This is a genomic window from Stenotrophomonas sp. 05L414_2, assembly GCF_056397905.1.
In genome coordinates this window covers 1-10,565 of record NZ_JBFTOJ010000147.1, presented here as the reverse complement: position 1 = coordinate 10,565, position 10,565 = coordinate 1, and the positions used below count along the sequence as shown (strand labels likewise).

Below are 10,565 nucleotides of genomic sequence, written 5' to 3'. Positions count from 1 at the left end.
GTGTCGGATTGCGGGGTGTCCGCGGCATGGATGCCGCGGCCAAGCCCCCATGGATGGGTTTACGGCGTCCCCGCAATCCGACACCGCCCCGCCATCCCACGGAATGCATGCTGTTGCTGTTGCTGTCGCTGTTGCCGTTGCCGTTGCCTCTGCGGGTGCAGGGCGCAGCCCTGCTGAAGAACCCTAGATATCTGTGGGAGCCAGCCCGTACTGCTCGGCGAAGCGCTTGCTGAAACTCGCTGCGGAACGATACCCCGCGCGTGCTGCCACGGTCTTCAACGGCAGATCGGTGGTGTACAGCAGCTGCATGCCATGGGCCAGGCGCGCTTCGGTCAGCAGCTGGCGCAGGCTGGTGGCTTCGGCGGCCAACCGCCGCCGCAGGGTCGCACCGCTCAGCGCGAAGTGCGCCTCAACGTCGCGCGACTGCCAGTCGCGGGCCGGTTCGGCGGCGATGCGGTCGCGGATCTGCTCGCCCAGCGTCGGTGCGTGCGGCAACAGCAGGTTGCCGTGGCCCTGCCGGCACCACGCCAGCACCAGCGTGGCCAGCGCCAACCGCGCTTCGCTGTAGTCGGCGTCCTGCAACGACTGCCGCCAGCTGCGCAGTACCGTGGCGTGGTCGCCCAGCGCCTCCCGGGCCAGCGTCGCTCCGGCCGTTGGCAAGGCCTCGCTCCACAGCGTGCGCGCCGCCGCCAGGACTTCCGTGCACAGCGGCACGATCGCGCTGAGGTAGCGTCCGGTCTGCGGGTCCGGTGTGTTGACCACGTCGATGCGGCAGCGCTGGGTGATCAGCAGGATGTCGCCCGGGACGAAGGTCAGCGACTGGTGGGCGGTACGTACCTGCTTGCGGCCTTCCAGCAGGATGGCGAACTGTGGCTGGGGAATCTCCACCGAGCTGGCACCGTGCTCGCGGCGGGCGGTGATGCAGGCATAGCCTTCAGCGCGTTGGCAGCCGGCCAGGCTGGCCATCTCCGCCAGTAGTGCCATGGCGGTGGGGGGCATGCCGGTCATATGACGTGTGCGCCCAGCAGGCGACCGACCGCGGCCGCGGCGGCCATCGCCAGTGCACCCCAGAACATCACGCGCAGGGCACCGCGCGTGGGTGATGCGCCACCGGCGCGTGCCGCCATCGCGCCGGTCAGGCACAGGCCGGCCAGCGTGCTGACCGTGGTGGCCGTGGCGACGTTCTGTACCGGCGTTAGCAGTGCGGTCAGCACCGGCAGCGCGGCGCCACAGGTGAAGGCGGCGGCCGACGCCAATGCGGCCTGCAACGGCCGCGCGCGCAGTTCCTCGGTGATGCCCAGTTCGTCGCGCGCGTGGGCACCCAGCGCGTCGTGGGCGGTCAGCTGTTCGGCAACCTGGCGCGCCAACGCCGGCTCCAGCCCGCGATGGCGGTAGATCGCGGTCAGTTCGTCCAGTTCGCTGTGCGGGTCTTCGTGCAGCTCGCGCTTCTCCATCGCCAGATCGGCATTTTCGGTATCGGCCTGGGTCTGCACCGACACATACTCGCCGGCGGCCATCGACATCGCGCCGGCCACGGTGCCGGCCACGCCGGTGGCCAGGATCGTGCTGGCCGAGGCGCCGCTGGCGGCCACGCCGACCACCAGGCCGGCGACCGAGACAATGCCATCGTTGGCGCCCAGTACGGCGGCCCGCAGCCAGCCGACGCGATCGGCACGGTGCAGCTCGGGATGTCGTGAATGGCGGCTCATGGCCCTGAGTGTACGAGGGTCAAGAGGGTGTCGGTAGGATGCTGAAACCCGTCACCGTCGCATGACGTAACGAGCCGCCACGCTATAGTGCGCCCTTGCGATGCAAGGCTCCCAGCCCCACATCCCCTGCCACCGTCCAGCGAGCCACCCCCTTGTCGAGCCCCAGCCACGTCGCCGATACGCCCATTACCGACCGCTCGCAACTGGTGGCGGAGATCGCCTCCGGCGAGAAGCCCCGTTCGCAGTGGCGCATCGGTACCGAGCACGAGAAGTTCGGGTTCCGCCTGGATGACCTGCGTCCGCCGACCTTCGATGGCGAGCGCGGCATCGAGGCCCTGCTCAACGGCCTGGTCCGCTTCGGCTGGACGCCGGTGCAGGAGAACGGCAACACCATCGCCCTGCTGCGTGATGGCGCCTCGGTGACCCTGGAGCCGGCGGGCCAGCTGGAGCTGTCCGGTGCGGCGCTGGAAACCATTCACCAGACCTGCGTGGAAACCGGCACCCACCTCAATGAAGTGGCGCAGGTGGCCGGCGAACTGCAGCTGGGTTTCCTCGGCATGGGCTTCCAGCCGAAGTGGACGCGCGATGAAATGCCGTGGATGCCCAAGGGCCGCTACAAGATCATGCGCTCGTACATGCCCAAGGTCGGTTCGCTCGGCCTGGACATGATGACCCGCACCTGCACCGTGCAGGTGAACCTGGATTACGCCAGCGAAGCGGACATGGTGAAGAAGTTCCGTGTGTCGTTGGCGCTGCAGCCGATCGCCACCGCACTGTTCGCCGACTCGCCGTTCACCGAAGGCAAGCCGAACGGCTACCTCAGCTACCGCTCGCACATCTGGACCGATACCGATGCCGACCGTACCGGCATGCTCGACTTCGTGTTCGAGGATGGCTTCGGTTACGAGCGCTATGTCGACTACCTGCTCGATGTGCCGATGTATTTCTCCTACCGCGATGGCATCTACCACGATGCAAGCGGGCAGAGCTTCCGCGACTTCATGCAGGGCAAGCTGCCCGTGCTGCCGGGTCAGCTGCCGACCCTGCGCGACTGGTCGGACCACACCACGACCGCGTTCCCGGAAGTGCGGTTGAAGAAGTACCTGGAAATGCGCGGTGCCGATGGTGGCCCGTGGAGCCGCCTGTGTGCGCTGCCGGCCTTCTGGGTGGGCCTGCTGTACGACGACACGGCGCTGGATGCGGCGTGGGATCTGGTGCGTGACTTCAGCCTGGCCGAGCGCCATGCGCTGCGTGATGGCGTGCCCAAGCACGCGATGGGCCTGCCGTTCCGCGGTGGCACCGTGCGCGACCTCGCCCGCGAGGCGGTGAAGATTTCGGTGGACGGGCTCAAGCGCCGTGCGGCGCGCAATGCCGATGGCCAGGATGAAAGCAAGTTCCTGGACGTGCTGCAGGAAATCGTCGAGTCCGGCCTGACCCCCGCCGAGCGCAAGCTGGCGCTGTTCCATGGCCGCTGGCACGGCGACGTCGACCCGGTGTTCCGCGAGTTCGCGTACTGAAAATGCGCCCGGCGCTACCCGCCACGAATCCGGTAGCGCCGGGCCATGCCCGGCGGGTGGCGTACGCAAAAAAAACCCCGGCAATGCCGGGGTTTCTTCATTCCATCAGCGCAGCGATCAGGCCTTGATGGTGGCCATGTCGATCACGAAGCGGTAGCGCACATCGTTCTTGGCCATGCGCTCCCAGGCTTCGTTGACGTTCTTGATGTCGATCATCTCCACGTCGCTGACGATGCCGTGCTCGGCGCAGAAGTCCATCATCTCCTGGGTTTCGGCCATGCCGCCGATCGCCGAGCCGGTCAGGTTCCTGCGACCGAAGATCACGCTGCCACCGGTCAACGGCGGGTCCAGTTCGGTCAGCACACCGACCAGGCACATGGTCGCTTCGCGCTTGAGCAGGCCCATGTACGGGTTGGTGTCRTGGCTSACCGGGATGGTGTTGAGCAGGAARTCGAAGCTGCCGGCATGCGCCTTCATCTGSTCGGCATCGCGCGAAACCAGCACTTCGTCAGCGCCCAGGCGCTTGGCRTCGGCACCCTTTTCCGGGGTGGTGGTGATCATCACCACGTGTGCGCCGAGCGCCTTGGCGAACTTCACGCCCATGTGGCCGAGGCCACCCAGACCGATCACGCCGACCTTCTGGCCCGGGCCGACCTTCCAGTGGCGCAGCGGCGACCAGGTGGTGATGCCGGCGCACAGCAGCGGCGCGGCTGCCTTCAGGTCCAGCGTTTCGGAGACCTTGACCACGAAGCGCTGCTCGACCACCACGTGGTCGGAATAGCCGCCGTAGGTCGGTGCGCCGCTTTCACGCTCGCGGCCGTTGTAGGTCCAGGTCGCACCTTCGGCGCAGTACTGCTCCAGGTCGTGCTGGCAGGCATCGCAATGGCGGCAGGAGTCGACCATGCAGCCGACACCGGCGTGGTCGCCGACCTTGAAGCGGGTGACCTCGCTGCCGACTTCGGTGACCCGGCCGATGATCTCGTGGCCCGGCACCATCGGGTAGATCGAGCCACCCCAGTCGTCGCGTGCCTGGTGCAGGTCGGAATGGCAGATGCCGCTGTACAGGATCTCGATGCGCACATCGTTCGGGCCAACCGCGCGGCGCTCGAATTCGAAGGGCACCAGCGGGTCGGTATGGGTGTGGGCGGCGTAACCACGGGCGAGGGACATGGGGAATCCTTGGCAGGGTTTGTCGAAAGGCGTTTTACAATACGCTCCGTACCTCGGGGTAAGAAGCGGATATATCGGCATGATTCATCAAGGCAGACTGCACAATCATGGCCACTGACAACCTGACCCACCTGGCCGCCTTCGCTGCGGTCGCCCGCCACCGCAGTTTCCGCCGCGCCGGTGCCGAACTGGCCCTGTCGACCTCGGCGGTGAGCTATGCGATCCGCGCGCTGGAGGAACGGCTGGGGGTGGGCCTGTTCCACCGTACCACCCGCAGCGTGGCCCTGACCGAGGCCGGGCAGCGCCTGCTGGAGCGCCTGCAGCCGGCGCTGGGGCAGGTGCATGACGCGCTGGAGGAAATGAACCACTTCCGCGCGGTGCCGGCCGGCCTGCTGCGGATCAATGCGACGCGGGCGGCGGTGGCGACCCAGTTGGGGCCGCGGCTGGCGCGGTTCCTGCACGCGCATCCGGACGTACGGGTGGAGCTGACCGAGAACGATGGTCTGGTCGATATCGTTGCCGAGGGCTACGACGCTGGCGTGCGCCTGCACGAGTTCGTGCCCGAGGACATGGTGGCGGTGCCGATGGGGCCGCCGCTGCGCGGCTTGATTGTTGGTTCACCCGAGTACCTGCGGCGCCGGCCGGCCCCGCAGCATCCGCGCGACCTGGCCGCGCACGAGTGCGTACGTTTCCGTTTCGCCAGCGGCCATCTGTACAAGTGGCAGTTCGAACGCGATGGCCAGACCCTGGAGATCGACGTACCGGGTCGACTGACGCTGTGCGAGCAGGGCACCGTGGTTGGCGCGGTGCTCGATGGCATCGGCCTGGCCTATGTGCTGGAAGACACCGCGCGGCCGTATCTGGACGACGGCCGACTGGTGGCGGTGCTGGAAGATTGGAGCGAACCGTTCGCCGGGTTTGCGCTGTATTACCCGAAGCAGCGGCAGATGCCCGGTGCGCTGCGTGCGTTCGTGGACATGCTGCGCGAGTGAATCGCGATCACCCGCGTCAGTAGATCCACGCCATGCGTGGATTGGCGCCCGCTACGCAGTGACCAATTCATTCGACCAGCGCGTCATACCCTGCATCGCTGAACTGGATCAGGCAGAAGCCATGGCCGAACGGATCGGACAGCACGGCGATCTTTCCCCAGCGGCGTTCGCGGATGGGATGTTCGAGCACGGCTCCGGCCGCAACCGCGCGGGCAAGCGCCGCGTCGATGTCAGCGACCACCCAGTCCAGATGCACGGGCGTCCAGTGGCGCTCGTAATCGCGCACATCGCCGTCATCGGTCGCTGCGCTGCCGGCGTCGTTCTGCARCAGGTACAGCGGCGTGGGGCCACCGAGCAGTTCCAGCGCGCCGGGGCCGAGGCGGCGGCCGCTGCGCAGGCCAAAGGCCTGGGTGTAGAAGGCTTCGGCGGCGGTGATGTCAGGGACGTCGAGGTTGACGATGAAGGAGGCGGCGGAGGCGTTCATGGGGCAGGACCGAGGTCGGGCCGGGCCACGATGCGCTCATGGCCCGGCAGGATCAAGGCGCGGCACACCGGCGGTGGCCGGTGCAGCGCATCCACGCGTGGCGTGGATCTACGGGGCCGGCGGGTAGTCGAGGTAGCCCTCGCTGCCGCCGCCGTAATAAGTGCTGCGGTCGGGGATGGCCAGCGGGACATCGCGCTGCAGGCGCTCGACCAGATCCGGGTTGGCGATGAATGGTTGGCCGAAGGCGGCCAGATCGATGATGCCTTCCTCGACCAGCCGCAGGGCGCGTTCGCGGGTCATGCCGCCGGCCAGGATCACCGTGCCGCCATAGGCCTGCTTGAAGGCCTTGAGGAAGGCCTCGCCGATCACCGGTGCGCCGTGCAGGTAGTTGTCGTTCAGATGCACATAGGCCAGCCCGCGCTTGCCCAGTTCCTCGGCCAGGTACAGATAGCTGGCTTCGTTCTCCGCATAGGCGGGCATGTCGAAGACCTGGCTGTTCGGCGCAAGGCGCACGCCGATGCGGTGCGCGCCGATGCGCGCGGCCATCGCATCCACGGTGTCCAGGATCAGCCGCGCGCGGTTGCGCAGCGAACCGCCGTACACGTCCTGCCGGTCATTGGTGACCGGGTTGAGGAACTGCTCGAACAGATAGCCGTTTGCCGCATGCAGTTCGATGCCATCGAAGCCGGCGGCGATCGCGTTGTCGGCACCCTGCACGAAGTCGGCGACGATGCCCGGTACTTCTTCCGTGCTGAGTGCACGCGGCGGTGTCGGATCGGCATGGCCACGGCTGCCGTCGTCCAGGTACACGAACGAGGTGTTCTTCGGATCGCTCGCCACCGGCCGCGTGCCGGCGCTTACCGGCTGGCCGCCGTCGGGCTGCAGCGAGGCGTGTGACATGCGGCCGACGTGCCACAGCTGCGCGAAGATCGCACCCTGCGCAGCGTGTACAGCGTCGGTGACAAGCGTCCAACCGGCCACCTGCTCGGCCGACCAGATGCCCGGCACGTCGATGTAACCCTGGCCCTGCGCCGACACCGGCGTGCCTTCGCTGATGATCAGGCCGGCGCTGGCGCGCTGCCGGTAATACTGGGCGGTCAGTGCATTGGCGACGGCGCCGGGGTTGCGGGCGCGGGTCATCGGCGCCATCGCGATGCGGTTGTGCAGGGGTAGTCCAGCGAGGTCGAAGGGGCGGAACAGGGCGGCGGTCATGTCAGTCATCTCGGAGCGGGGGAGGGCGCCAACGGCGCGACAGCACCATGATGGAGGTGACATGCGGGCACATAAAGGCGGTAGATTTCCCGTCAGGCGGGACAATCTGTCCCCAATGAGCGAGCCTGCCGATGCTTCCCGTCGAATCCCTGAATGGCCTGGCGACCTTCGTCACCACGGCGCGCTCGGCCACCTTCACCGAGGCCGCCGACGCGCTGGGCATCTCCCGCTCGGCGGTCGGCAAGGCCATCGCCCGGCTGGAGGCGCGGCTGGGCGTGCGCCTGTTCCATCGCACCACCCGGCGCATCGCGCTGACCACCGACGGCGAGGCGTACTACGCCTCCTGCGCCGCGGCCCTGGATGAAATCGCGGCGGCCGAAGCCTGCCTGGGCTCGGCTGCGCATCTGCCGAGCGGCCGCCTGCGCATCGACATGCCGTCCTCGTTCGGGCGGCTGGTGGTGCTGCCGGTACTGCTGCGCATGTGCAATGAACACCCGGACCTGCAGTTGACGATGACCTTCACCGATCACTTCGTTGATCCGGTGGAAGAGGGCATCGACCTGCTGATCCGCTTTGGCGGTCTGCATCACGCCGAGCACCTGGTCGCGCGCAAGCTGGCCAGCCAGCGCCTGGTGACCTGCGCGTCGCCGGCCTACCTGCAGGCCTATGGTGTGCCGCAGACGCTGGACGAACTGCGCGACCATCGCAGCGTGGTCGGCTTCCGTCATGGCCAGTCGGTGGCGTGGCGGATCGGCAGCGAGGGCACCAACGGCAGCTTCATCCCCAGTGCCACCCATCAGCTCAATGATGGCGATGCGGTGATCGAGGGGGCCATCGCCGGGTTGGGGATCTGCCAGATGCCGATGTCACTGGTGCGCCATCACCTGGAATCCGGTGCGTTGCAGTCGGTACTGGACCACTGCACGCAGCACCATGTGGACATCCATGCGCTGTGGCCACAGACGCGGCATCTGCGACCGAAGGTGCGTTACGTGGTGGAAGAGCTGACCCGGCTGGCCGCAGAGGGGGCCTTTGATTGAGGTCCGGATCGGCTCCTGTATACTATCCCCCAGTATAGTTCCGAGGCCGGCCAGCGATGCCGCACTCTCCCGAAGAGAAAAAGAAGGTTCTGGCCCGCGTGCGCCGCATCCGCGGCCAGTGCGATGCGCTGGACCGCGCGCTGGAAGCCGGCGCCGACTGCGGGCCGGTGCTGCAGCAGATCGCCGCCATCCGTGGCGCGGTCAACGGCCTGATGTCCGAAGTGATGGAAGCGCACCTGCGCGAGGAGTTCGGCCAGCCCGCCGCCTCCGATGAACAACGCGCCGAACGCGTGCGCGACATGAGCGCGTTGATCCGCTCGTACCTGAAGTGAACGACGGCGCGACACAGCGCCGCGCATCCTGTTTTCCGCAAGCCCTTTCTGGAGAGTGCCATCATGAAATCCCGTGCCGCCGTCGCCTTTGGTCCCGGCCAGCCGCTGCAGATCGTCGAGATCGACGTCGCCCCGCCGAAGGCGGGCGAAGTGCTGGTCAAGATCACCCACACCGGTGTCTGCCACACCGATGCGTTCACCCTGTCCGGCGATGATCCGGAAGGCCTGTTCCCGGTGGTGCTGGGCCATGAAGGCGCCGGCATCGTGGTGGAGGTGGGCGAGGGCGTGACCAGCGTCAAGCCGGGTGACCACGTCATTCCGCTGTACACCGCCGAATGTGGTGAATGCCTGTTCTGCAAGAGCGGCAAGACCAACCTGTGCGTGTCGGTGCGTGCCACCCAGGGCAAGGGCGTGATGCCCGATGGCACCAGCCGCTTCAGCTACAACGGCGAGCCGATCTACCACTACATGGGCTGCTCGACCTTCAGCGAATACACCGTCGTTGCCGAGGTGTCGCTGGCGAAGATCAACCCGGAAGCGAACCCGGAGCATGTCTGCCTGCTCGGCTGCGGCGTGACCACCGGCATCGGCGCGGTGCACAACACCGCCAAGGTGCAGGAAGGCGACAGCGTGGCCGTGTTCGGCCTGGGCGGCATCGGCCTTGCGGTCATCCAGGGTGCGCGCCAGGCCAAGGCCGGGCGCATCATCGCGGTGGACACCAACCCGTCCAAGTTCGAGCTGGCCCGCGAATTCGGCGCCACCGACTGCATCAACCCGAAGGACTTCGACAAGCCGATCCAGCAGGTGATCGTGGAGATGACCACCTGGGGCGTGGACCACAGCTTCGAGTGCATCGGCAACGTCAACGTGATGCGTGCGGCGCTGGAATGCGCGCACCGTGGCTGGGGCCAGAGCGTGGTGATCGGCGTGGCCGGTGCCGGTCAGGAAATCTCCACCCGCCCGTTCCAGCTGGTCACCGGCCGCAAGTGGATGGGCACCGCGTTTGGTGGCGTGAAGGGCCGCAGCCAGCTGCCGGGCATGGTCGAAGACGCGATGAAGGGCGATATCGAGCTGGCCCCGTTCGTCACCCACACCATGGACCTGGACAAGATCAACGAAGCCTTCGACCTGATGCATGAAGGCAAGTCGATCCGTTCGGTCGTCCACTACTGAGCCGCGCCGGGCGGCAGGCGCCTGCCTGCCGTCCCTCGGGAGGAAACCTCATGGAACGTATCGAACACCGCGCCTGTGCCGGCGGTTGGCAGGATGTCTACCGCCATCATTCGACCACGCTGGGCTGCGACATGCAGTTCGCCGTGTACCTGCCGCCGCAGGCGGAAACCCGGAAGCTGCCGGTGCTGTACTGGCTGAGCGGGCTGACCTGCACCGAGCAGAACTTCATCACCAAGGCCGGCGCGCAACGCTATGCGGCCGAGCACGGCGTGATCATCGTCGCCCCGGACACCAGCCCACGCGGCGATGACGTGGCCGATGCCGAGGGCTATGACCTGGGCAAGGGCGCGGGTTTCTATCTCAACGCCACACAGCAGCCGTGGGCCAAGCACTACCGCATGCACGACTACGTCGCTCACGAGCTGCCGGCGTTGATCGAGGCGGGTTTCCCGGCCACCGACGCACGAGGCATCAGTGGCCATTCGATGGGCGGCCATGGCGCGCTGGTGATCGCGCTGCGCAACTCCGGCCGCTACCGCAGCGTGTCGGCGTTCTCGCCGATCGTGGCACCCAGCCACGTGCCGTGGGGGYAGAAGGCATTCGCCGCCTACCTTGGTGACAACCCGGCCGACTGGGCGCAGTGGGATGCCTGCGAACTTGTGGCCCACGCCGGCGAGCGCTTGCCGCTGCTGGTTGACCAGGGCGAGGGGGATGAGTTCCTGCACAGCCAGCTGCAGCCGCAGCGCCTGCAGCAGGCCTGCGATGCTGCCGGTCATCCGCTGAGCCTGCGCCTGCAGCCCGGCTACGACCACAGCTATTACTTCATCGCCAGCTTCATCGGCGAGCACATCGCGCACCACGCCCGCGCGCTGCACGCCTGACGTTTTGCTGGTAGTGCCGGCCGCTGGCCGGCAACCTGCAGACCCGTGATTCCCT

At 67.3% G+C, this 10,565-nt stretch carries 11 protein-coding genes; 6 read left to right on the top strand and 5 right to left on the bottom strand.

Translation table 11 applies throughout. The features are described 5' to 3' along the window. Positions 1-183: 183 nt before the first annotated feature. Positions 184-1,008, bottom strand: coding sequence for a helix-turn-helix transcriptional regulator (locus AC1DJN_RS17355; protein WP_442251456.1), 825 nt, complete (start codon positions 1,006-1,008; stop codon positions 184-186). Further along, a complete protein-coding gene (locus AC1DJN_RS17350) occupies positions 1,005-1,709 on the bottom strand; it encodes a VIT1/CCC1 transporter family protein (protein ID WP_033831997.1) in 705 nt (234 codons plus the stop codon). Before AC1DJN_RS17350 ends, AC1DJN_RS17355 begins: the two co-directional genes overlap by 4 nt. Before the next feature lie 152 nt (positions 1,710-1,861). Here AC1DJN_RS17350 and AC1DJN_RS17345 point away from each other — a divergent pair, with 152 nt between their 5' ends. Continuing rightward, entirely contained in the window at positions 1,862-3,226 is a 1,365-nt protein-coding gene (locus tag AC1DJN_RS17345) for a glutamate--cysteine ligase (protein ID WP_025874082.1), read from the top strand. A gap of 117 nt (positions 3,227-3,343) precedes the next feature. Here the strand turns inward: AC1DJN_RS17345 and AC1DJN_RS17340 are convergent, their stop codons facing one another. Next, complete coding sequence (locus tag AC1DJN_RS17340; protein WP_478039584.1) at positions 3,344-4,396, bottom strand: NAD(P)-dependent alcohol dehydrogenase; 1,053 nt, start codon at positions 4,394-4,396, stop codon at positions 3,344-3,346. 107 nt (positions 4,397-4,503) lie between these two features. On the opposite strand from AC1DJN_RS17340, the gene AC1DJN_RS17335 reads away from it, so the two are divergent. Beyond that, entirely contained in the window at positions 4,504-5,388 is an 885-nt protein-coding gene (locus AC1DJN_RS17335; protein WP_025874084.1) for a LysR family transcriptional regulator, read from the top strand. Between the two features lie 67 nt (positions 5,389-5,455). On the opposite strand, the gene AC1DJN_RS17330 is transcribed toward AC1DJN_RS17335, so the two are convergent. Together AC1DJN_RS17330 and AC1DJN_RS17325 are read right to left on the bottom strand one after the other, a co-directional pair. Then, the gene (locus AC1DJN_RS17330; protein ID WP_032975407.1) at positions 5,456-5,872 is read right to left on the bottom strand and encodes a VOC family protein; all 417 of its coding nucleotides are present in this window, start codon (positions 5,870-5,872) and stop codon (positions 5,456-5,458) included. 108 nt (positions 5,873-5,980) lie between these two features. After that, entirely contained in the window at positions 5,981-7,084 is a 1,104-nt protein-coding gene (locus tag AC1DJN_RS17325; protein WP_032975408.1) for an alkene reductase, read from the bottom strand. Positions 7,085-7,215: 131 nt separating this feature from the next. On the opposite strand from AC1DJN_RS17325, the gene AC1DJN_RS17320 reads away from it, so the two are divergent. The 4 genes from AC1DJN_RS17320 (at position 7,216) to fghA (ending at position 10,510) form a co-directional block, all read left to right on the top strand. After that, the gene (locus AC1DJN_RS17320) at positions 7,216-8,124 is read left to right on the top strand and encodes a LysR family transcriptional regulator (RefSeq protein WP_032975409.1); all 909 of its coding nucleotides are present in this window, start codon (positions 7,216-7,218) and stop codon (positions 8,122-8,124) included. A gap of 56 nt (positions 8,125-8,180) precedes the next feature. After that, positions 8,181-8,456 (top strand): formaldehyde-responsive transcriptional repressor FrmR, encoded by a 276-nt coding sequence (gene frmR, locus AC1DJN_RS17315; protein ID WP_005411009.1) that lies wholly within the window; start codon positions 8,181-8,183, stop codon positions 8,454-8,456. Between the two features lie 63 nt (positions 8,457-8,519). Next, complete coding sequence (locus AC1DJN_RS17310; RefSeq protein ID WP_025874089.1) at positions 8,520-9,629, top strand: S-(hydroxymethyl)glutathione dehydrogenase/class III alcohol dehydrogenase; 1,110 nt, start codon at positions 8,520-8,522, stop codon at positions 9,627-9,629. A gap of 50 nt (positions 9,630-9,679) precedes the next feature. Beyond that, positions 9,680-10,510 (top strand): S-formylglutathione hydrolase, encoded by an 831-nt coding sequence (fghA, locus tag AC1DJN_RS17305; RefSeq protein WP_478039581.1) that lies wholly within the window; start codon positions 9,680-9,682, stop codon positions 10,508-10,510. Positions 10,511-10,565 lie beyond the last annotated feature (55 nt).

Bases quoted from the DNA above. Each gene is read 5' to 3' on its own strand.
- AC1DJN_RS17335 (WP_025874084.1), top strand. From the start codon at position 4,504: ATGGCCACTGACAACCTGACCCACCTGGCCGCCTTCGCTGCGGTCGCC.
- AC1DJN_RS17320 (WP_032975409.1), top strand. From the start codon at position 7,216: ATGCTTCCCGTCGAATCCCTGAATGGCCTGGCGACCTTCGTCACCACG.
- AC1DJN_RS17325 (WP_032975408.1), bottom strand. From the start codon at position 7,084: ATGACCGCCGCCCTGTTCCGCCCCTTCGACCTCGCTGGACTACCCCTG.
- AC1DJN_RS17350 (WP_033831997.1), bottom strand. From the start codon at position 1,709: ATGAGCCGCCATTCACGACATCCCGAGCTGCACCGTGCCGATCGCGTC.
- AC1DJN_RS17310 (WP_025874089.1), top strand. From the start codon at position 8,520: ATGAAATCCCGTGCCGCCGTCGCCTTTGGTCCCGGCCAGCCGCTGCAG.
- AC1DJN_RS17355 (WP_442251456.1), bottom strand. From the start codon at position 1,008: ATGACCGGCATGCCCCCCACCGCCATGGCACTACTGGCGGAGATGGCC.
- frmR (WP_005411009.1), top strand. From the start codon at position 8,181: ATGCCGCACTCTCCCGAAGAGAAAAAGAAGGTTCTGGCCCGCGTGCGC.